The organism is Curtobacterium sp. MCBA15_013 (assembly GCF_001865095.1).
In the GTDB taxonomy this organism is placed as follows: Bacteria; Actinomycetota; Actinomycetes; order Actinomycetales; family Microbacteriaceae; genus Curtobacterium.
Map to the genome: position 1 here is coordinate 16,953 of NZ_MJGQ01000005.1, position 21,910 is coordinate 38,862.

Sequence of the window (21,910 nt, forward strand, 5' to 3'; positions counted from 1 at the left end):
ACGGGGGTTCGGGAGCCCACCAGGCTCCCGAGCCCCCGTACCTCGGCGGCAACACCTTCCCCCCACCACAGCGGGCGCCGCCGCCCGCACCGGACTCCCGTGCCGACCCGCGGACCGTCCACCCCTCACGACATGAACCTGAACGACATGCGCGTCCCGAACCAGGCAGGGATCTGATGGCCTGGTACCTCGGCAAGCGCCTCCTGCAACTCATCCCCGTGTTCTTCGGGGCCACGTTCCTCATCTACTTCATGGTGTTCTCCCTGCCGGGTGACCCGATCGCCGCCCTGTTCGGTGACCGTCAGCCGTCGCCGCAGGTCATCGAGCAGCTGCGCCAGCAGTACAACCTCGACAAGCCGTTCATCATCCAGTACCTGCTCTGGATCGGCGGCGTGTTCCGCGGCGACCTCGGGCTGACCTACTCGGGTCTGCCCGTGAGCTCGCAGCTCGCGCAGGCCTTCCCGATCACGGCTCGCCTCGCGATCCTCGCCCTGCTGTTCGAGTCGATCGCCGGCATCGTCGTCGGTGTCATCGCCGGTCTCCGCAAGGGCAAGCTCTTCGACGCGACCGCCCTGGTCGTGAGCCTCCTGCTCATCTCGGTCCCGACGTTCGTGGTCGGCTTCCTGCTGCAGTACGTCCTCGGCATCAACCTCGGCCTGTTCCGGGTCACGGTGTCGGGTCAGGCGCCGTGGTCCGAGCTCGTCCTGCCCGCGATCGTGCTGGCGTCGGTGTCGTTCGCGTACATCGTCCGCCTCACCCGTGCGAGCGTCGCCGAGAACGTGTCGGCCGACTTCGTCCGGACCGCGACCGCGAAGGGGCTCCCGCGCCGTCGCGTGGTGGGCGTGCACATCTTCCGCAACTCGCTCATCCCCGTGGTCACCTACCTGGGTGTCGACATCGGCAACCTGATGGTCGGCGCGGTCGTCACCGAGGGCATCTTCAACATCCACGGTGTGGGTGGAACGGTGTTCCAGGCCGTCAAGCTCGGCGAGGGTCCGACCGTCGTGTCGTTCGTCGCCGTGATGGTCATCATCTTCATGCTCGCCAACCTCCTGGTCGACCTGCTCTACGCCGTCCTGGACCCGAGGATCCGCTATGCCAAGTAACGCCGCACCCCGCTCGGCGACGCACTACGTCGCCCCGATCGAGGAGACCCCGCTCCAGGCGGTCGACCAGGTCAACGAGGACGAGAAGACCCGTTCGACCTGGAGCGACGCCTGGGACTCGATGCGGACCCGTCCGATGTTCTGGGTGTCGTCGGTCCTCATCCTGCTGATCGTCCTCGTGGCGCTCTTCCCGGGGCTCTTCGCCCACGTCGACCCGCGTGCGGCGGACCTGGCGAAGAGCAACGAGGGACCCGAGGCCGGCCACATCCTGGGCTTCAACCGCCAGGGCAACGACGTCTACGCCCGCACCATCTGGGGCACGCGCAACTCGCTCATCGTGGGTGTCGTCGCGACCGTCCTCGTGTCGATCGTCGGCATCGTGATCGGTGCCCTCGCCGGCTTCTTCGGCGGGTGGCTCGACACGATCGTGTCCCGCATCGGTGACATCTTCTTCTCGATCCCGACGGTCCTCGGCGCGATCGTGATCATGTCCGTGATCCCCGCTCGGAACGCCCTGACGGTGTCGCTCGTGCTGGCCGTGTTCGCGTGGCCGCAGATCGCCCGCATCATGCGCGGCGCCGTGCTCAGCGCGAAGCAGTCCGACTACGTGACGGCCTCGGCCGCGCTCGGTGTCAGCCGCTTCACCACGCTGGTCCGCCACGTCGTTCCGAACTCGCTCGCACCGGTCATCGTCGTCGCGACGGTGTCCCTCGGCACGTTCATCGTCGCCGAGGCCACGCTGTCCTTCCTCGGTATCGGACTGCCGCAGTCGGCGCTCAGCTGGGGTGTCGACATCGGCAACGCCCAGGCGTCGATCCGCACCGCGCCGTCGACCATCTTCTGGCCGTCCGCCGCCCTGTCCATCACCGTGCTCGCGTTCCTCCTCCTCGGTGACGTGGTCCGCGACGCACTCGACCCGAAGGCGAGGGCCCGCCGATGAGCGAGACACTGACCCAGCCGAACGCCAGCCGTACCGGCGGCTCCGGTGCGCCCCTGCTCGAGATCACCGACCTCGAGGTCGGCTTCAAGACGCAGAACGGCTTCGTCCAGGCGGTCCGCGGCGCCAGCTTCACCCTCGAGCAGGGCGAACGGCTCGCGATCGTCGGCGAGTCCGGCTCCGGCAAGTCGACGAGCGCCCAGGCGATCATCAAGCTCCTGCCCGGCACCGGCCAGGTCACCGGCGGGTCGATCAAGTTCAACGGGCGCGAGCTCGTCGGCCTGAGCGACAAGGAGATGTCGGAGATCCGCGGGAAGGAGATCGGCTACGTCCCGCAGGACCCGATGTCGAACCTCAACCCGCTGTGGTCGATCGGCTTCCAGGTCGAAGAGGCCATCAAGGCCAACGGCATCGCGACCGGCAAGCACGCCATCCGTGCCCGTGCGGTCGAGGTCCTGCAGGAGGCCGGCCTCGGCGACGCGTCGACCCGCCTGAAGCAGTACCCGCACGAGTTCTCCGGCGGCATGCGGCAGCGCGTGCTCATCGGCATCGGTCTGTCGAGCCGCCCGAAGCTGCTCATCGCCGACGAGCCGACGAGCGCGCTCGACGTCACCGTGCAGCGCGTGATCCTCGACCACCTCGAGACCCTCACCCGCGACTTCGGCACCTCCGTCCTGTTCATCACGCACGACCTCGGCCTCGCTGCCGAGCGCGCCGAGAAGCTCGTCGTGATGTACAAGGGCCAGGTCGTCGAGGCCGGGCCCTCGAAGGAGATCCTGGCGAACCCGCGGCACCCGTACACGCAGCGCCTCGTCGCCGCGGCACCGTCGCTCGCGAGCCGCCGCATCCAGTCCAAGGTGCAGCACCAGCGCGTGGACATCGCGGACGTCGGCAGCGACGACGCCGAGCTCCTTGCCCGCGCCCAGGAGCGCGAGCAGGCACCGGCGAAGGACCTCATCGTGGTGAAGAACCTCGAGAAGGTCTACAAGCTGCGCGGCAAGAACCTCGCCTCCCGCGAGCTGAAGGCCGTCGACGACGTCTCGTTCTCGATCCCGAAGGGCACCACCACGGCGCTCGTCGGCGAGTCCGGTTCGGGCAAGTCGACCGTCGCGAAGCTCGTCCTGCAGCTCGAGGCCATCACGAGCGGCACGGTCCAGTTCGACGGCATCGACATCGGCGCGCTGAAGGGCAAGGACCTCTTCGACTTCCGCCGCCGCGTGCAGCCGGTCTTCCAGGACCCGTACGGCTCGCTGGACCCGATGTACAACGTCGGGAACACGATCGCCGAGCCGCTGCACACGCACAAGGTGGGCGACAAGGCGTCCCGCCGGGCCCGCGTGCTGGAGCTGCTCGACCAGGTCGCGCTGCCGAAGTCGATGGTCAACCGCTACCCGAACGAGCTCTCGGGCGGGCAGCGGCAGCGCATCGCCGTGGCGCGGGCCCTCGCGCTCAAGCCCGAGGTCATCGTGCTCGACGAGGCGGTCTCCGCGCTCGACGTGCTCGTGCAGGGCCAGATCCTCGACCTGCTCACCGAGCTGCAGTCCGAGCTGGGCCTGACCTACCTGTTCATCACGCACGACCTGGCCGTCGTCCGCCTCGTGGCGGACAACGTCTGCGTCATGCGCAAGGGACAGATCGTCGAGAAGGCGACCACCGACGAGGTCTTCGCCAACCCGCGTGAGCAGTACACGAAGGACCTGCTGGACGCCATCCCCGGCGCCGGGTTCGAGTTCGGACGCTGATCCCGCTGGACACGAACGAGGCCGGACGCACCGTCGTCCTCCGCGCAGGCCGCGGAGGCGCGGTCGCGTCCGGCCTCGTCGCGTTCCTGGCGCTGTTCATGCTCGGCGACGCCGCGGTGCGGGGGAGCTGGGACGTCGTCCTGCACGCCGTCGGTCCCCTCGCCGCGCTCGTCTGGGTGCTCTGGGTGCTCACCTTCCGCCCGCACGTACGGATCACCGACGACGCGATCACGGTGGTGAACCCGCTCCGGTCCACGACGGTCCCGTGGGGCGCCGTCGAGGACGTCCGGATGCGCTGGCAGATCGTGCTCGACCTCGCCGATGGCCGCCGCCTCACCTGCTGGGGTGGACCATCGCTGCCGCGGCCGAAGCCGACCCGACGCGGGGAGCCCCGCGTGCTGCGGCAGCCGGACGAGTTCGTCGCGGTCCGCGACCGCTGGTCGGAACGGCACGGGCGCACGCCCGACGCCCCCGTCGTCCGGGGCTGGGACGTGCCGGCCGTCGCGTCCGGCCTCGCCGTGTTCGCCCTCTGCGTCGTCGCGATCGTCGTCTGAGACGTCCCGACAGGACGGACGGGAGGCGCGGTGCCAGCTGGCACCGCGCCTCCCGTCCGTCACACGGAACGTCAGTCGGTCACACCGTCGCCGACACCCGCTCGGTGAGCAGGTGGTTCTGGTCGGTCTGGATGCAGGCCACGCCGCGTCCGTGCACGTCCTGCAGGCGCGGGTCCACCGAACGGCACTGCTGCTGTCGGTCCTCGTCGAGGAGCTGGTACAGCGGGCAACGGGTGCGGAACCGGCACCCGTCGATCCGTTCCGTGGGGGAGGGGAGGTCGCCGTCGAGCAGGATGCGTCCGCGGGCGGCCTCGGCGAACGGGTCCGGCACCGGGACCGCGGACAGCAGGGCCCTGGTGTAGGGGTGCTGCGGGTCGTCGAACACCCGGTCGCCGTCGCCGTACTCGACGATCCGGCCGAGGTACATGACCGCGACGTCGTCGGCGATGTGCCGGACGACCGAGAGGTCGTGCGCGACGAACAGGTAGGACAGGCCCAGGCGGTGCTTGAGGTCCTCGAGCAGGTTGATGACGCCGGCCTGCACGGACACGTCCAGCGCCGACACCGGCTCGTCGAGCACGAGGATCTTCGGCTCGACGATGAGCGCGCGGGCGATGCCGATGCGCTGTCGCTGGCCGCCGGAGAACTCGTGGGGGTACCGGTCGATGTAGCTCGGCTCGAGACCGACGAGCTCGAGCGAGTCCCGCACGCGTCGGCGGATCTCGTCCTTCGGCACGCCCTGCACCGTGAGCGGCTCGCCGATCACGGACCCGATGTCGAGTCGGGGGTCGATGGAGGCCATCGGGTCCTGGAAGACGACCTGGATGTCGCTCCGGAGCGCACGGCGGTCGGACTTCGACAGGGTGCCGGTGTCGACGCCGTTGACCTTGATGGTGCCCTGCTGCGCGCCGGCGAGCTCGAGGATCTCCATGATCGTCGTGGTCTTGCCGCAGCCGGACTCGCCGACGAGCCCGAGGACCTGTCCGCGCTTCAGCGTGAGCGAGATCCCGTCGACCGCGTGCACCTCGCCGATGCGCCGGCGGAACAGGGCGCCCTTCGTCAGCGGGAAGGTCTTCACGACGTCGTCGAGCTGCAGCACCACGTCGTCGCCGTGGTCGATCTCGGACTCGGGGACGTCCTCGGGGCGCGGGAAGATCTCGGAGCGGGCGAGCGTGCCGGCGGCGATCTCGTCGCGGCGGATGCACGCCGCGGTGTGCTCGTCGTCGAAGGCGCCGTTCGTGATGGTCGGCGTCGCACCGGTCAGGACCGGGTTGTCGTCGCTCGGTGCCACCGACGGGGCGATCAGGGCCGGCTCGCCCTCACGGCAGGCGTCGAGGACGGCGGGGCAGCGGTCGGCGAACGGGCAGCCGGTCGGCTTCTGGGTGAGCAGCGGCGGGCGGCCGTCGAGCGGGACGAGGCGCTCCGAGCGTGCCGAGGCCATGTTCGGCATCGAGCGGAGCAGGCCGATCGTGTACGGCATGACCGGCTCGCGGAAGAGGGGCTCGACCGGTGCCGTCTCGACGATCCGGCCGGCGTACATCACGGCGACCCGGTCCGCGTTGCCCGCGACGACACCGAGGTCGTGCGTGATGAGGACGACGGCGGCACCGGTCATGTCCTTGGCGGTCTGCAGCACGTCGAGGATCTGTGCCTGGATCGTCACGTCGAGCGCCGTGGTCGGCTCGTCGGCGATGATCAGCTTCGGGTCGTTCGCGATGGCGATCGCGATCATGGCGCGCTGCCGCATGCCGCCGGAGAACTCGTGCGGGAAGGCGTCGAGCCGCCGCGAGGGGTTCGGGATGCCGACGACGCGCAGGAGTTCCTCGGCACGGGCCCGGGCGGCGTGCGCGGTGAGGTTCCGGTCGTGCAGCCGCAGCCCCTCGACGATCTGCTGGCCGATCGTGTACACGGGCGTCAGGGCGGAGAGCGGGTCCTGGAAGACCATCGCGATGTCGCCGCCACGGAGCTTCGACATCTCGCGGTCGTTCAGGCCGAGCAGCTCGCGGCCGTCGAACCGGATGCTGCCCTCGACCTTGGCCGACGACGGCAGCAGTCCCATCACGGCCATCGAGGACACCGACTTGCCCGATCCGGACTCGCCGACGATGCCGAGGAACTCGCCCTGGTTGACGGAGTAGTCCACGCCGCGCACGGCGTACACGGGCTTGGAGCCCGGGTTGAACGTGACGGCGAGGTCGGAGACGGTGAGCAGCGGCTCAGTCACGGTTGGCTCCCGAGGTGGGGTCGATGGCGTCGCGCAGGGCGTCGCCGAGCAGGCTGGTGGAGAGGACCGTGGCGACGAGCGTCGCAGCCGGCAGGACGAACAGCCACGGTCGGGTGACCGCGGACTGGCTGCCGGCGGCGAGCAGGGTGCCGAGCGACACGTCCGGCACCTGGATGCCGAAGCCGAAGAAGCTCAGGGCGCTCTCGGAGAGGATCATGGCGCCGACGCCGAGCGTGGCGTCGATGATGAGCAGCGAGGCCACGTTCGGCAGGATGTGCCGCCGGATGATCGTGAACGACGGGACACCCATGAACCGCGCGGCCTTGACGTAGTCGCGCTCCCGGAGGGACATCGTCTGTCCGCGGATCACGCGGGCCATGATCATCCACCCGAAGATCGCCAGGCCGACGATGAGCGCGAGCCAGCTGAGGTTCTTGAACAGCGGGCTGAGGAGCACGAGCGCGTAGAACGACGGGATGACCAGGAGCAGGTCGATGCCCCACACGAGCGCCCGGTCGACGAACCCGCCGAAGTACCCGGCGATCGCACCGACGATGCCCGCGATGAGGGTCGCGGCGGGACCGGCGATGAGCCCGATGAGCAGGGACTTCTGCAGGCCCACCAGGGTCTGGGCGTAGATGTCCTGGCCGATGTCGTTCGTGCCGAACCAGTGCGAGGCGCTCGGCGGCATGCCGAAGGCGAGCCCGTCGGAGTCGACGGCGTTCCAGTGGTACAGGTACGGACCGACGAAGGCCCAGAGCAGGATGAGGAGGAGTGCACCGCCACCGATGCGGGCACGCCAGGTGCCGAGCACCTTGCGCCAGAGCGGGGTGCGGCCACCCTTCACCTCGACGACGTGCGCCGGCTGTCCGGCGTTGCCGTCACCGGGGTCGCCGGCGGTGGTCGTGGTCGTGGGGTCGAGAACAGACACGGGTCACACCCTCACTCGCGGGTCGAGCGCGGCGTAGAGCAGGTCCGCGAGGGTGCCTGCGATGAGCACGAGGATCGCCGTGAAGAGGATCGTGCCCGCTGCCGCGTTGATGTCGTTGTTGCTGATGCTCTGGACGAAGTACTCGCCCATGCCGTGCCAGCTGAAGACCAGTTCGGTGATGCTCGCACCGGTCAGGATGAGGCCGAACGAGTACGCGAAGAACGTCGACATCGGGATGAGGGCGACGCGGACACCGTGCCGCATGATGGCCGATCCACGCGTCCGGCCCTTCGAGCGCGCCGTCCGGATGAAGTCGTTCGACAGCACGTCGAGCATCGCGGAGCGCTGGTAGCGCGAGTACGAGGCGACGGCGCCGACCGTCAGCGAGATCGTCGGTAAGAGCAGGTGCACCAGCCGGTCGCCGAGCACCGGGAAGAACCCGGTCACCCCCGGGGTGTACTCACCGGTGAACGAGATCAGCTGCGTCCCGACCGCCCCGTTGAGGGTCGTCGCGAGGATCATCAGCACCACCGCGATGACGAAGGGGGGCGTCGCGAGCACCGCGAACGACAGGTAGGTCGACACCTGGTCGGACGTCTTGTACTGCTTGACGGCGTTCCAGACGCCGAGCAGGACGCCGAGGATCGCACCGAGCAGCGTGCCGATCACCAGCAGCCGCAGGCTCGTGCCGGAGCGGGCGACGATGTCGGCCGTGACCTCGGTGCCGCGGGCGCTGATGCCGAGCGAGCCGTGCGTGACCAGGTTCACCCACCAGTTCCACGTGCGGACCAGGAGCGGGGTGTTCGGGTCGGCGCCGAGCTTCTGGAGCGCGGCGTCGATCGAACTCTGCGGGACCGGCGGGTTCTTGCCGAGGTACCGGGACGTCGGGTTGAGCGTCGCGCTGGCGAGGATGTAGCCGAGCGTCGTCGCGACGATCGTCAGGATCACGTAGTTGACGATCCGCTTCGCGAGGAAAGCAAGCATGTACTGGGACCTCAGTGGGGTGCGGCCGTCCGTCCGGACGGCGTTGTTCGGTGGCGACAGGCTAGCCGCTTCCGAGCCGGGGTGGGTGATCCCTGTTGACGCTATGCAACATTCGTTACGAGCATGTTTCGATTCGGTACAGCAGCCCTTGTGCGACCTTCGGATGTGACTAGGGTTCTCAACCAACAGGCGTGGCGGCGGGGGCCGTCGCGTCCCGGCGCTCCGGCGCGAACCACAACGAAAGGGAATCCTCGCCATGCGAATGAGGATCAAGACGACGGCCGTGCTCGCCACAGCAGCCGCCGCGGCACTCGTGCTCGCGGGCTGCTCCGGCGGCGGGTCCGCCGGACAGAGCAGCTCGGCCGTCGCCACGTCGTCGCTGAAGTCGACGGGTTGGACGGTCGCCGACCGCGACACGATCAAGGACGGCGGCTCGCTCACCCTGCCGATCGACTCCGCACCGGCGAACTGGCAGCTGTCGAACCTCGACTCCGGGACGGTCGACGACAACACGATCGCGGGCACCTACCTGCCCGGGTTCATCCAGTTCAAGGCCAACGGCGAGTGGGAGGCGAACAAGGACTACGTCGACTCGATCGAGCTGACGAAGGACTCGCCCCAGACCGTCGAGATCAAGATCAACCCCAAGGCGGTCTGGTCCGACGGCACCCCGATCACCGAGAAGGACGTCGAGGCGAACTGGAAGGCGCTGAACGGCACGAACAAGGCCTTCGCCCCGCTCGCCACCAACGTCTGGGAGGACGTCGACTCCGTCACGCAGGGTTCGGACGAGCGCGACGTCATCGTGACGTTCTCGAAGACGAACGCCGACTGGCCGAGCGTCTTCACCGCGATCTACCCCTACTGGGCCGTGGACACCCCCGACCACTTCAACAACTCGTGGGCGAAGGGTCCGTTCGCCGCGGACGGCAAGACGTACGTCTCCGCCGGCCCGTACATCCTCAAGACCTTCGACGCCAACGGCGGCGTCGTGACCTTCGAGAAGAACTCGAAGTGGTGGGGTGACGCGCCGAAGCTCGACACGATCGTCTTCAAGACCGTGTCCCGCGACGGTGTCGCCCAGGCCTACGCGAACAAGGAGTTCGACGCCTTCAACCTGAACGGCAGCGCGGACAACTTCAAGACCGCGAACAGCCGCTCGGACTCGAAGATCGAGCGCTCGCTCGGCACGACCCAGCGTCAGATCACCCTGAACGGCACGTCGGACGTCTTCAAGGACCAGGAGGTCCGCCAGGCGTTCGCCCAGGCGATCAACCGCCAGGTCGTCGCGCAGGCGATCCTCTCGCCGGTGAAGAGCCCGGTGCAGGTCCTCAACAACCTCGTCTACCTGCCCGGCCAGAAGGGCTACCAGGACAACGTCTCCTCGGTCTACGGCTACAGCACCGACAAGGCGAAGAAGAAGCTCGAGGACGCCGGCTACACGATCGGCTCAGACGGCTACGCGACCAAGGGCGGCAAGACGCTCGACGTCCGCTTCGTCATCCCGTCGGACAACCAGAACTCGGCGAACGTCGCGCAGCTCGTGCAGCAGCAGACGAAGCTCGCCGGCTTCAAGGTGACCATCGACACCGTCCCGACCGACGACTTCTTCACGAAGTACGTCACCACCGACGGCCGTGACTTCGACGCCACGTACTTCGCCTGGCAGGGCACGCCGTTCCCGGTGTCGTCGCTGAAGTCGATCTACTACCCGGCCGACGCGGGGCAGAACTACACCGGCGTGACCGACGACTCGCTCGGTGCCGCCTGGGACAAGGCGAACGCCGAACTCGACGCCGACAAGCGGATCGAGGACGCGGACGCGATCGACAAGAAGATCGTCAAGGTCGCGGGCACGATCCCGCTGTTCCCGGAGCCCTACGCCTGGGGCGTGCGCAAGGACCTCGTGAACTACGGTCCGGCGCAGTTCCAGCAGTCCTCCGTGAAGTGGCAGGACGTGGGCTACAAGAAGTAGTCCGCAGCACTCCACCTGGAAACGACATCCCCGACGTCGCACGACGTCGGGGATGTCGTTCTTCGTCGCAGGGACCGCGGCGGTCAGAGCTGCGCGGCCGCCAGGGTCGCGACGAACGCGAGGACGACGATCGCGAGGATCGTCCACCCGTGCACACGGTGCGTGATCGGCGCAGCCGTCACGGTCGCCGGCGGCGGGCCGTCCTGTGCGGGCGGCTCGGGCACGAACGCCCAGATGCGCTCGGCCGCAGCGTCGACGTCGAGGCGATCCGCGCCTCCTGGACGACCGTCGACCACGGCGGCGAGCCGGGCCGACCTGCGGGTGGCGAGCCACGTGCGGCGGACGCCCTCGCTCGTGACGATCTCGATGCCGTACTTGGTGCGGACCTCGGTGACGCGGCGCCAGGTGTAGGTGCTGGTGCGGCGGACGTCGACGATGCGGAGGTGCTCGTCGGTCAGCTCGAAGCGCGGGCGCCAGAGGACCGCCCACGCGATGAAGGCGATGCAGATGCTCGGGACGGGGGCGAGCCAGGCGGTGCCGCCGCTCAGGAGGGCGAGGGGGACGAGCGCGGCGGCCGCGACCCACAGGACGACGGCGAGCAGACGCATGCCGGGGGCGAGGATCGTGGTCACGCCGAAGAGGTTACAAGCGAAGAGGTCACGAGATGCCGACCCTTGGTGACACGCAACGCTCGGGGAGCCAAGAGGTCACGGGCTGCCGACCCTTGGTGACACGCAACGCCCGGGGAGCCAAGAGGTTACGAGATGCCTCCCCGGGAACGCCCGGGGAGCGGGTGTGACACACCAGCGCGTATCTCCGGACGACCCGATTCCCCGGGGAGGCAGATCCTGTGTGGACCTCTCGTGGCGACAATCGTCCTCGGCCCCCGTTCGGGTGTCAATACCCCAGACCGTCGCATCTTCGGGGGACCGACACGCCGTGTCACGCCACGAGGAGCTCGATCTGCGCCCGGATCGCATCCGCCTTGGGGAACCGGAGCCCGACGAGCCCCACGTGCCGCCAGCGGACCACGCCGTCCGGACCGATCACGAACACGGACCGCCGGAGCCCGATCCCCGGCGCCTGCACGCCGTACGCGCGGATGACGTCCCCCGCGGTGTCGCTCAGCAGGGGGAAGGTGAGCGAGGACCCGCGAGCGAACGCCTCGTGCGAGTCGAGCGCCTGCGGGCTGACGCCCCACACCACGGCGCCGAGGTCGCCGAAGTCGTCGAGTTCCTCTTGGTAGCTGCAGAGCTGTGCCGTGCAGACCGGGGTGGCGTCGCCCGGGTAGAAGGCGAGCACGAGCGTCCGGCCGATCTCGGCGGACAGGGCGTACTCGTCGTCGGTGCGGGTGCCGTCGCGCACGATCATGCCGGGCAAGGTGAATCCGGGTGCGGGATCGCCGACCTCGGGGATGCTCATGCGGCCACGGTAGGTGCGGGACCCAAGTCCGGTGCGGCGCCGCGCTGTGGGTTCGCTGTGGGTCCGCCGGGCCGGGGTCGGGCGGGTCCGCCGCATCGCCGACGCCCGAACGGGGGGATGCCGCGCGGTCGGCGCGGCGGACGCCCGGGACCGGTCGCCGGCCGTGCCGCGGGCGACGAGCGTCAGCGGAAGAGCTGCGGGAACGCGTGCGCGACCCACGGGTACCCGACGAACACCGCGGCGTCGAGCAGGCAGTGCGTGAAGACGAGGGGGAGGAGCCGGCCCCACTTCGTGTAGATCCAGCCGAACACGATGCCCATCACGGCGTTCCCGACGAACGCGCCGAACCCCTGGTAGAGGTGGTAGCTCCCGCGCAGGACCGCGGTGGACAGGATGACCTGCCAGCGCCCCCACCCGAGGCCGCCCAGCCGTTCGTAGAGGTACCCGACGACGATCACCTCCTCCTGCAGCCCGGAGCGGATCGCGGAGAGCAGCAGCACGGGGATCGTCCACCAGTACGAGTCGAGCGCCGCCGGGTTCACGTTCACGGTGAACCCGAGTGCCCGCCCGGTGAAGTACAGCGCGAGCCCGGGGATCCCGATGCCGAGGGCGATGAGCGCCGCGCCACCGAGGTCGGGCCGGACGCGGAACCGGTCGATGCCGAGTCGACCGAGGTGCGGGCGGGTGGTGCTCCAGAGCAGGAAGCAGACGAGCGCGACCGGCGCGAGGTCGACCGCGATGCCCACGAGCTGCCGGGCGAGGTCGACGTACTGCACAGTCGTGGTCGAGGTGTTGAGCGCCGTGGACTGCTGCCCGAGCGGCGTCGTCTGCGACAGGTCGTCGATGATCTGCAGCACCGAGTACAGCGCGCTGCCGCCGAGCGAGAGCATCAGCACGATCGTGATCTCGATCCACGTTCGCCGACGGCTCATCGGGGGTACTCCTCTCGGTTGCGAACTACCGGTAGACTGGCGTGTCGGGCGTTCTGCCCACCTCCGGGCAGTGCCACCGCGGCGCGAGCGCCACAGTCGGCCGCCCGATCTTCTTCCGAACACCAAAGGATGTCCTGTATGGCGCTCGCCACCCGGTCCGACCTGCGCAACGTCGCCATCGTGGCACACGTCGACCACGGCAAGACCACCCTCGTCGACGCGATGCTCACGCAGACCAACTCGTTCGACGCCCACTTCGAGGGCGAAGACCGCATGATGGACTCGAACGACCTCGAGCGCGAGAAGGGCATCACGATCCTCGCGAAGAACACGTCGGTGCTCTACAACGGCAAGCACGCGACCGAGTTCGGCGCGGACGGCCCCATCACGATCAACGTCATCGACACCCCGGGTCACGCCGACTTCGGTGGTGAGGTCGAGCGCGGCCTCTCCATGGTCGACGGCGTCGTGCTCCTCGTCGACGCGTCAGAGGGTCCGCTGCCCCAGACCCGCTTCGTGCTCCGCAAGGCGCTCGCCGCGAAGCTCCCGGTGATCCTGCTCGTCAACAAGACGGACCGCCCGGACTCCCGCATCGACGAGGTCGTGTCCGAGTCGCAGGACCTCCTGCTCGGGCTCGCCTCCGACCTGTCGGACGAGGTCGACGACCTCGACCTCGACGCCATCCTCGACGTCCCCGTGGTCTACGCCTCGGGTCGCGCGGGTGCCGCCAGCCGCAACAAGCCGGCCGACGGCTCGCTGCCGGACAACGACGACCTCGAGCCCCTCTTCGAGGCGATCCTCCAGCACGTCCCCGCCCCGAAGTACGACGACGAGCACCCGCTGCAGGCGCACGTCACGAACCTCGACGCGTCGCCGTTCCTCGGTCGCCTCGCGCTCCTGCGCATCTTCCACGGCACCATGAAGAAGGGCCAGACGGTCGCGTGGGTCAAGCACGACGGCAGCGTCGTCAACGCCCGCATCACCGAGCTGCTCGTCACCAAGGCGCTCGAGCGCTACCCGGCCGAGTCGGCGGGCCCCGGTGACATCGTCGCCGTCGCCGGCTTCGACACGATCACCATCGGTGAGACCCTGACCGACCCCGAGGACGTCCGTCCGCTGCCGACCATCACGGTCGACGACCCGGCGATCTCGATGACGATCGGCACGAACACCAGCCCGCTCGTCGGCAAGGTCAAGGGCCACAAGCTCACCGCCCGCATGGTCAAGGAGCGCCTCGACCGCGAGCTCATCGGCAACGTCTCGCTCAAGGTCCTCGACATCGGTCGTCCCGACGCGTGGGAGGTCCAGGGCCGCGGCGAGCTCGCGCTGGCCATCCTCGTCGAGCAGATGCGTCGCGAGGGCTTCGAGCTCACGGTCGGCAAGCCGCAGGTCGTCACCAAGCGTGACGAGAACGGCAAGCTCCAGGAGCCCTACGAGCACATGACGATCGACACGCCGGAGGAGTACCTCGGCGCGATCACGCAGCTCATGGCCGCTCGCAAGGGCCGCATGGAGAACATGACGAACCACGGCACCGGCTGGGTGCGCATGGAGTTCATCGTCCCGTCGCGCGGCCTGATCGGCTTCCGCACGTCGTTCCTCACCGAGACCCGCGGCACCGGCATCGCCAACGCGATCTCGCACGGGTACGACGAGTGGGCCGGCCCGATCCAGACCCGCATCAACGGCTCGATCGTGTCCGACCGCTCCGGTGTCGTCACGCCGTTCGCCATCACGAACCTCCAGGAGCGGATGACGTTCTTCGTCAACCCCACCGAAGAGGTCTACGAGGGCATGGTCATCGGCGAGAACTCGCGCGCCGACGACATGGACGTCAACATCACGAAGGAGAAGAAGCTCACGAACATGCGTTCGGCGAACGCTGACACCTTCGAGTCGATGACGCCGTCGCGCCAGCTGTCGCTCGAGGAGTGCCTCGAGTTCGCGCGTGAGGACGAGTGCGTCGAGGTCACCCCCGACGCCGTGCGCATCCGCAAGGTCGAGCTCGACGCGCAGGCCCGCCAGCGTGCGTACGCCCGCCTGAAGCGTCAGGACGCGTAAGCAGTCATCCAGGAGGCACGGCCTCCCTCCGACGGCCCGGTCACCTCGTTCGAGGTGGCCGGGCCGTCGTCGGATGTACCGTGGTGCGCGTGACTCTCGACCTCCTCTCGCTGTACCAGGACCTCCACGCCCACCCCGAGCTCGGCTTCCAGGAGCACCGCACGGCGGGCATCGTCGCCGACCGGCTCGCGGAGATCGGCGGGATCGAGGTCACCACGGGCGTCGGCGGCACCGGTGTCGTGGGCGTCCTGTCGAACGGCGAGGGGCCCGTCGTCTGGCTCCGCGCCGACATGGACGGGCTGCCGGTTCAGGAGCGCACCGGCCTGCCCTACGCCAGCGAGCACCACGGCACCGACGAGGACGGCAACGACGTCCCGACGATGCACGCCTGCGGCCACGACATCCACGTGACGTGGCTGCTCGGGACCCTCGAGCGCCTCGCCGCCACCACGGGCGACTGGCACGGCACGGTCGTCGGTGTCTTCCAGCCGGCGGAAGAGGTCATCTCCGGCGCCCGCGCCATGGTCGAGGACGGGCTCGTCGAGCGCTTCCCGACGCCCGACGTCGTCCTCGGGCAGCACTCCGCGCCGGCGCCGGTCGGCATCGTCGCCGTCGGCAGCGGCCCCGTGATGGCGTCGAGCGACCGGCTGACGGTCACGTTCAACGGCCGCGGCGCGCACGGTTCCGCCCCGCAGGCCTCGCTCGACCCGGTCGTCACCGCCGCATCGGCCGTCGTGCGCCTGCAGACCGTGGTCTCGCGCGAGGTCTCGCCGAGCGACGCCGGGGTCGTCACGGTCGGCAGCTTCCACGCCGGCACCCGCGCGAACATCATCCCCGACCAGGCCGTCATCGAGATCTCCACGCGGGCCCGCAACGAGGAGACCCGCGAGCGGATCATCGCCTCGATCGAGCGCATCGTCCGCGCCGAGAGCGAGGCCGGTGGGCTTCCCGAGCCGACGATCGTGCGGTCGCCGGGTGCCGAGGTCACCGTGAACGACGCCGAGGCCGCCCAGACCGTGCTCGACGCGATCCGCGCCGAGGTCCCCGGAGCCCGCGACCTCGAGATCGGCCTGGCGATGGCATCCGAGGACGTCGGCCAGCTCGCCACCGCGGCGCGGGCGCCGCTCGTGTACTGGTTCACCGGCATCACCGACCCGGAGCTGTTCCGTCGCGGCGAGGACATCCCGAGCAACCACTCGCCCTTCTACGCGCCGCAGGCCGAGACGGCGATCCCGGTGGGCGTCGACGCCCTCGTGGCGGCGACGCGCGCGTACGTCGCCTGACGCGGGCGGTCCCGCAGGACCGAGCCAGGAGGCGCGGCGCGACCCCGCCACGCACGTGACGTTCCCAGGGGACTCACGCCGCGCCTCCCGTCTCGCCCCCTAGGGTGCTGGGCATGCGCACCCCGACCCGCACCCTGATCGCCGCCGTCGCCGCCGGCATCGCCCTCGCCGGACTGGCCGGCTGCTCGTCCGACGCCGTGAAGCAGGCCACCGACCTCGGCTCGTCGGTCGCGTCGAGCGTCGCCGAGGGCGTGCAGGGCATCGACGGCAAGGCCGTCCAGGACGGCATGGCCTCGGTCGCCGGCGGCATCGACGGCGCACTCGACACCGCGCTCAAGGGCGCGAACGTGACCTCGGACGGCAAGGTCCCCGACGGCTTCCCGACGAAGGACGTCCCGCTCGTCGACGGCACCGTGCTCGGCGGCGGGAGCGGGCCGAACGGCTCCGGGTGGGTGGAACAGGTCCGTGCCGCCTCGGTCGACGACTTCGAGGCCGCCGCGCAGCAGCTCACCGACGCCGGGTTCACCGAGTCGGCGAAGCGGGCGGACTCGTCCAGCGCCTTCGGGATGTTCCGGAGCGACGGCTACCGGGTGGTCCTGACCTTCTCCGACGGCAGCGACGGCGTCACCGCGACCTACATCGTGACGCCCCGCTAGCCACCGCTGGGTACGCTTGGACCCGATGTCGAAGGCCCCCGCAACCCGCCCCGAGCGCGTCCTGTTCGTGCACGCCCACCCCGACGACGAGACGCTCTCGTCGGGCGGGACGATCGCCACGCTGCTCGAGCTCGGCGCCGAGGTGACCGTGCTCACCGCCACCCGTGGCGAGCGCGGCGAGATGCTGACGCCCGAGCTCGCGCCGCTCTTCGGCGACGGTCCGCGGGTCGCCGCGCACCGCGAGACCGAGATCGCCGCCGCCCTCGCCGCACTCGGCGGGCCGGCGCACCTCTGGCTCGGCGGGCCGGGTGCGCGTCCGACGGACCTGCCCGAGCGCCGCTACACCGACTCCGGCATGCAGTGGGGCCCCGACGGACGCGCCGTCGCCGCCGGGGACGCCCCGGCGGACTCGCTGACCGCGGCGGACCTCGGCGAGGTCGTCGACGACATCCGCGCCGCGATCCGGTCCACCGGCGCGGACGCGGTGGTGAGCTACGCCGACGACGGCGGCTACGGCCACCCCGACCACGTGCGGGTCCACCACGCCGCGCGGTACGCCGCCCGTGCCGAGGAACTCCCGTTCTCGATGATCGTGGACCCCGACTCCGGCCAGGCCGACCTGACCGTCGACGTCGTGCCGGTGCGGGCGAAGGTCCGGGCGTCCGTCGAGCAGTACCGGTCCCAGGTGACGGTCGACCCGGTCGATCCCCGTGATCCGACCGCGCTCTCGTGGGTCATGCCGCACGGTGCCCGGCACCAGGCGCCGGCGGTCGAGGCGTTCCGTCACGACGCCGACCGGGTCCCGCAGGCGCCGCAGACCTTCGCCGAGTTCTCGCGGCAGGGGAAGGTCACCGCCGTCGTGGTCGCCCTCGTGCTCGGACTCGTCGCCGGGGGACTCGGCACGGTCACGCACCAGCAGACCCTCGGAGGCTTCCCGGTCGGCGTCGTGCTCACCTCGCTGATCGTGATCGGGCTCACGGTCGGCATCCGGCTGCTGTACCGGTCGCGGGCGATGGTCGCGGCGGTCGGCATCGGGATCATCGCCGCGACGCAGGTGCTGTCGTCGGTGGGCGGGCAGAGCTCCCCGCTCGTGCTCGCCAACGTCGCGGGCTACGTGTGGACGTTCGGGCCGGCGGCCGTCACGGCGCTCGTGCTCGCGTGGCCCGACCTGTCCGGCATCCGGGCGTCGGCCGCCGGGCGGTCAGGTGCGGCCGGGTCGCGCGGGTAGACTCGATCTGCTCAGTCCGAAGGGAGCACCCCAACCGTGACGTACGTGATCGCCCAGCCCTGTGTCGACGTCAAGGACCGCGCCTGCATCGACGAATGCCCGGTCGACTGCATCTACGAGGGTGACCGGTCGCTGTACATCCACCCCGACGAGTGCGTCGACTGCGGTGCGTGCGAGCCGGTGTGCCCGGTCGAGGCGATCTACTACGAGGACGACCTCCCCGACGAGTGGGCCGACTACTACAAGGCCAACGTCGAGTTCTTCGAAGAGGTCGGTTCCCCCGGCGGTGCCGCGAAGGTCGGTGTGATCCACAAGGACCACCCGGTCGTCATGGCCGAACCGCCCCGCGGCTGAACCGGATCCGACCCGTGGCGCTCGACCTCCCCGACTTCCCCTGGGACCAGCTCGTCCCGTTCAAGCAGCAGGCCGCGGCGGTCGAGGGCGGCATCGTCGACCTCAGCGTCGGCTCGCCCGTCGACCCGACGCCCGCCGTCGTCCGCACGGCGCTGGCCGAGGCGACCGACGCGCACGCCTACCCGCAGGTCGCCGGCACCCCGGCCCTGCGCGAGGCGATCGCGGACTGGTACGGCCGGCGCCAGGGCGTGACCCTCACGCCGGATCAGGTGCTCCCGACCATCGGGTCGAAGGAGTTCATCGCCGGGCTCGCGCTCTGGCTCGGCATCGGCCGCGGCGACACGGTGGTGTTCCCGGCCGCGGCGTACCCGACGTACGAGCTCGGTGCGGCCCTGGTCGGCGCGGATGCCCTCGCGTCGGACGACCCGGCCGCCTGGCCGTCCACCACGAAGCTCGTCTGGCTGAACTCCCCGGGCAACCCCGACGGCCGCGTCCTGTCGATCGACGAGCTGCGCGCCGCGGTCGAGCGGGCGCGGGAGCTCGGCGCCGTCATCGTCGGCGACGAGTGCTACGCCGAACTCGGGTGGGAACCGCCGTACGACACCGCCCCGACCCCGACGATCCTCGACCCCCGGGTCGTGGGCGACTCGGTGGACGGGGTACTCAGCGTGTACTCGCTCTCGAAGCAGTCGAACCTCGCGGGCTACCGGGCGGCCTTCGTCGCCGGTGACGCGCAGGTCCTCGCCGAGGTGCTCGCGGTCCGCAAGCACACGGGCATGATGCCGCCGCTCCCGGTGCAGGAAGCGATGATCGTCGCCCTCGCCGACGAGTCCCACGTGCAGGCGCAGAAGGCGCTCTACCGAGCCCGACGGAACATGCTCCGACGGGCACTCGAAGGCGCCGGCTTCCGGGTCGACCACAGCGAGGCGGGCCTCTACCTCTGGGCCACCCGCGGCGAAGCGGCGCTCGACACCGTCGCCTGGCTGGCCGAGCGCGGGATCCTCGTCGCACCGGGGACCTTCTACGGCGCAGCGGGTGCCGAGCACGTGCGTGTGGCGCTCACGGCGACCGACGAGCGCATCGCCGCAGCCGCGCAGCGACTGGCGAGCGGGCGTCGTCTGGCGTCCGCCTGAGCCTTTCGCGCTTGGCGCAATCCGTGGTTCCCACCAAGTCCTGAGGCTCGATGTGTGCACGACCGACAGTGGGCGCGATTAGGCTGTCACCGTGACTGACACTGCCAATGACGCTCAGAAGACGGCCACACCGCCCACCACGCCCGTCCCCGTGAGTCCCGCCGCCGAGCAGACCGCGGCGACCGCGACGCTGACGTACCCGGGCGGCACGGCGGAGTTCCCGATCCTGCCGAGCGTCGACGGTGCGTCCACCATCGACATCTCGACGTTCAAGAAGCAGACCGGGATGAACACGCTCGACTACGGGTTCGTGAACACCGGGTCGACGAAGAGCGCCATCACCTACATCGACGGCGACCAGGGCATCCTGCGGTACCGCGGCTACCCGATCGACCAGGTCGCGTCGAACCTGACCTTCCTCGAGGTCGCCTGGCTCCTCATCTACGGCGAGCTGCCGACGCCCGCCGAGCTCGAGTCGTTCGACGCCCGGATCCGGCGCCACACGCTGCTGCACGAGGACCTCCGTCGTCTGTTCGACGCCCTGCCGCACTCGGCGCACCCGATGTCCGTCCTCTCCAGCGCCGTCAGCGCCCTGTCGACCTACTACGAGGACGACATGGACGTCGACGACCCCGAGAAGGTCGAGCTGCAGACCGTCCGGCTCCTCGCGAAGCTGCCGGTGATCGCCGCGTACGCGCACAAGAAGTCCATCGGGCAGGCGTTCCTGTACCCGGACAACTCCCTGTCCTTCGTCGACAACTTCCTGCGCCTGAACTTCGGCACGATGGCCGAGACCTACCAGCCGAACCCGGTGCTGTCGAAGGCGCTCGAGCGGCTCCTGATCCTGCACGAGGACCACGAGCAGAACGCCTCCACCGCCACGGTCCGGATGGTCGGGTCGACGAAGGCGAACATGTTCGCCTCGATCTCCGCCGGCATCAACGCGCTGTACGGCCCGCTGCACGGCGGCGCGAACGAGGCCGTGCTCGAGATGCTCCAGCAGATCAAGGACTCGGGCGAGCCCGTGACGCGCTTCGTCGAGCGGGTGAAGAACAAGGAGCGCGGCGTGAAGCTCATGGGCTTCGGGCACCGCGTCTACAAGAACTACGACCCGCGGGCGAAGCTCGTGAAGGAGTCCGCGCACGAGGTGCTCGAGGCGCTGGGCGTGCAGGACGACCTGCTCGACATCGCCATGGAGCTCGAGGGCATCGCGCTCGAGGGCGAGTACTTCGTCAGTCGGAAGCTCTACCCGAACGTCGACTTCTACACGGGCATCATCTACAAGGCGATGGGCTTCCCGCCGCGGATGTTCACGGTCCTGTTCGCCATCGGGCGTCTGCCCGGGTGGATCGCGCAGTGGCGCGAGCTGAACAACGACCCGCTGAACAAGATCGGTCGCCCGCAGCAGCTCTACGTCGGGCACCCGGAGCGCGACCTGCCCGCACGCTGACGCGGCGCGCAGCCACGCGCGGGCGCGGCGGTGGACGGTACGGATCGACGGACGGGAGGCACGGTGCGGGCCGGCACCGCGCCTCCCGTCCGTCGCACGGCCGGCTCCGCCGCGTGCCCGCCCGCGCCGCTCAGGCGCCGGACGAGCGCGCCGCCCAGGCGGTGACGAGGTCGAGCGCCCGGTCCGAGTCCGGCGACCCCGGCCGGTTGAGGAAGGCGTGCCGCGCTGCCGGGAGCACGTGCCGCTCGACCGCGACCCCGGCGCCGCGCAGCTCGTCGGCGAACCGGTTGCCCGAGGCCCGCATCGTGTCGTGCTCGGCGTCGACCATGAGCGTGCGGGGGAAGCCGGAGAGGTCCTCGCCGCCGGGGAACGCGGTGGCGGTGTCGCCCGCGCGGCCGACGTGGTTCCGGTTCGCCCGGTCGAGCAGTGCCGGGTGGTGCGTGAGCCGTCGGTGCCCGCGGACCGATCGGAGGACTGCCGCGTCGCGCGGGGTGCGGGCGTGGAAGAACCCGTACGCGAGGACGAGCCCGTCCGGCCGTGCGGCGTCCGGCAGTGTCCGGGTCACGGCTGCCGCGAGGCACGCGCCGGCACTCGCCCCGCCGAGGAGGACCGGACCGTCGGTCTCGCCGCGGACGACTTCGAGCACGGCGCGGACCTCGTCGTTCGGCACCGGGTGACGGCGTCGACCCCGGGGTCCTCGGCGTCCGACGACGGGCAACCCGGGCAGGGGAGCGAGGCGGTACCCGACCGTGAAAACGTCGAGCCCCCGGTCGGCGAGGGTGCCGGCGACGACGTGCGCTTCCGGCAGGTCGAGGCTGCCGCGGAAGAACCCACCCCCGTGCAACCACACGAGCGTCGTGGCCGACGTCGTGCCCCGGCGTGCGGCGTACCGGCGGACCGGCACCGGGCCGTGCGGTCCGTCGACCGTTCCCCCCACG

General features: G+C 70.1%; 19 protein-coding genes. 12 read left to right on the top strand and 7 right to left on the bottom strand.

Translation table 11 applies throughout. The features are described 5' to 3' along the window. Positions 1-176 precede the first annotated feature (176 nt). From BIV01_RS03790 to BIV01_RS03805, 4 genes are all read left to right on the top strand, one after another. On the top strand, positions 177-1,106 hold the full coding sequence (locus tag BIV01_RS03790) for an ABC transporter permease (RefSeq protein WP_071294538.1): 930 nt from the start codon (positions 177-179) through the stop codon (positions 1,104-1,106). Then, positions 1,096-2,046 carry an ABC transporter permease gene (locus BIV01_RS03795; RefSeq protein ID WP_071302003.1) on the top strand — a complete coding sequence of 317 codons (951 nt, stop codon included), beginning with the start codon at positions 1,096-1,098 and terminating at the stop codon, positions 2,044-2,046. Before BIV01_RS03790 ends, BIV01_RS03795 begins: the two co-directional genes overlap by 11 nt. Then, positions 2,043-3,785: a dipeptide ABC transporter ATP-binding protein gene (locus tag BIV01_RS03800; protein WP_070416715.1), complete on the top strand. Its 1,743-nt coding sequence runs from the start codon at positions 2,043-2,045 to the stop codon at positions 3,783-3,785. Before BIV01_RS03795 ends, BIV01_RS03800 begins: the two co-directional genes overlap by 4 nt. A 98-nt stretch (positions 3,786-3,883) precedes the next feature. Further along, the gene (locus BIV01_RS03805) at positions 3,884-4,339 is read left to right on the top strand and encodes a PH domain-containing protein (protein ID WP_071302004.1); all 456 of its coding nucleotides are present in this window, start codon (positions 3,884-3,886) and stop codon (positions 4,337-4,339) included. Positions 4,340-4,418: 79 nt separating this feature from the next. On the opposite strand, the gene BIV01_RS03810 is transcribed toward BIV01_RS03805, so the two are convergent. Genes BIV01_RS03810 through BIV01_RS03820 form a run of 3 tightly spaced genes read right to left on the bottom strand, consistent with a single transcriptional unit; the run spans position 4,419 to position 8,478 of the window. Then, positions 4,419-6,563 carry a dipeptide ABC transporter ATP-binding protein gene (locus BIV01_RS03810; protein ID WP_083403222.1) on the bottom strand — a complete coding sequence of 715 codons (2,145 nt, stop codon included), beginning with the start codon at positions 6,561-6,563 and terminating at the stop codon, positions 4,419-4,421. Further along, positions 6,556-7,494 carry an ABC transporter permease gene (locus tag BIV01_RS03815; protein WP_083295025.1) on the bottom strand — a complete coding sequence of 313 codons (939 nt, stop codon included), beginning with the start codon at positions 7,492-7,494 and terminating at the stop codon, positions 6,556-6,558. Before BIV01_RS03815 ends, BIV01_RS03810 begins: the two co-directional genes overlap by 8 nt. A gap of 3 nt (positions 7,495-7,497) precedes the next feature. Beyond that, positions 7,498-8,478, bottom strand: coding sequence for an ABC transporter permease (locus tag BIV01_RS03820; protein ID WP_070416712.1), 981 nt, complete (start codon positions 8,476-8,478; stop codon positions 7,498-7,500). Positions 8,479-8,740: 262 nt separating this feature from the next. Between BIV01_RS03820 and BIV01_RS03825 the strand changes: the two genes are divergently transcribed. Next, on the top strand, positions 8,741-10,453 hold the full coding sequence (locus BIV01_RS03825) for an ABC transporter family substrate-binding protein (RefSeq protein WP_070416711.1): 1,713 nt from the start codon (positions 8,741-8,743) through the stop codon (positions 10,451-10,453). A gap of 83 nt (positions 10,454-10,536) precedes the next feature. On the opposite strand, the gene BIV01_RS03830 is transcribed toward BIV01_RS03825, so the two are convergent. From BIV01_RS03830 to BIV01_RS03840, 3 genes are all read right to left on the bottom strand, one after another. After that, positions 10,537-11,085, bottom strand: coding sequence for a hypothetical protein (locus BIV01_RS03830; RefSeq protein ID WP_139199200.1), 549 nt, complete (start codon positions 11,083-11,085; stop codon positions 10,537-10,539). A 310-nt stretch (positions 11,086-11,395) separates the two neighbouring features. After that, on the bottom strand, positions 11,396-11,875 hold the full coding sequence (locus BIV01_RS03835) for a peroxiredoxin (RefSeq protein WP_070416709.1): 480 nt from the start codon (positions 11,873-11,875) through the stop codon (positions 11,396-11,398). Positions 11,876-12,057: 182 nt separating this feature from the next. Beyond that, the gene (locus BIV01_RS03840; protein ID WP_071302006.1) at positions 12,058-12,807 is read right to left on the bottom strand and encodes a CPBP family intramembrane glutamic endopeptidase; all 750 of its coding nucleotides are present in this window, start codon (positions 12,805-12,807) and stop codon (positions 12,058-12,060) included. A 138-nt stretch (positions 12,808-12,945) separates the two neighbouring features. On the opposite strand from BIV01_RS03840, the gene typA reads away from it, so the two are divergent. From typA to BIV01_RS03875, 7 genes are all read left to right on the top strand, one after another. Then, positions 12,946-14,868 (top strand): translational GTPase TypA, encoded by a 1,923-nt coding sequence (gene typA, locus BIV01_RS03845; protein WP_070416707.1) that lies wholly within the window; start codon positions 12,946-12,948, stop codon positions 14,866-14,868. Between the two features lie 89 nt (positions 14,869-14,957). Beyond that, complete coding sequence (locus BIV01_RS03850; RefSeq protein WP_071302034.1) at positions 14,958-16,151, top strand: amidohydrolase; 1,194 nt, start codon at positions 14,958-14,960, stop codon at positions 16,149-16,151. Between the two features lie 113 nt (positions 16,152-16,264). After that, a complete protein-coding gene (locus tag BIV01_RS03855) occupies positions 16,265-16,807 on the top strand; it encodes a hypothetical protein (RefSeq protein ID WP_071302007.1) in 543 nt (180 codons plus the stop codon). 25 nt (positions 16,808-16,832) lie between these two features. After that, complete coding sequence (locus BIV01_RS03860; protein ID WP_071302008.1) at positions 16,833-18,035, top strand: PIG-L family deacetylase; 1,203 nt, start codon at positions 16,833-16,835, stop codon at positions 18,033-18,035. Between the two features lie 36 nt (positions 18,036-18,071). After that, a complete protein-coding gene (gene fdxA / locus BIV01_RS03865) occupies positions 18,072-18,389 on the top strand; it encodes a ferredoxin (protein WP_058728223.1) in 318 nt (105 codons plus the stop codon). 14 nt (positions 18,390-18,403) lie between these two features. Then, on the top strand, positions 18,404-19,522 hold the full coding sequence (dapC, locus tag BIV01_RS03870) for a succinyldiaminopimelate transaminase (protein WP_071302009.1): 1,119 nt from the start codon (positions 18,404-18,406) through the stop codon (positions 19,520-19,522). A 151-nt stretch (positions 19,523-19,673) separates the two neighbouring features. Continuing rightward, positions 19,674-20,972, top strand: a complete 1,299-nt coding sequence (locus tag BIV01_RS03875) for a citrate synthase (RefSeq protein WP_083413746.1) — start codon at positions 19,674-19,676, stop codon at positions 20,970-20,972. Between the two features lie 130 nt (positions 20,973-21,102). Here BIV01_RS03875 and BIV01_RS03880 read toward each other — a convergent pair whose 3' ends face one another. Next, positions 21,103-21,909 carry an alpha/beta hydrolase gene (locus BIV01_RS03880; protein ID WP_071302010.1) on the bottom strand — a complete coding sequence of 269 codons (807 nt, stop codon included), beginning with the start codon at positions 21,907-21,909 and terminating at the stop codon, positions 21,103-21,105. Between the last annotated feature and the right edge of the window lies 1 nt (position 21,910).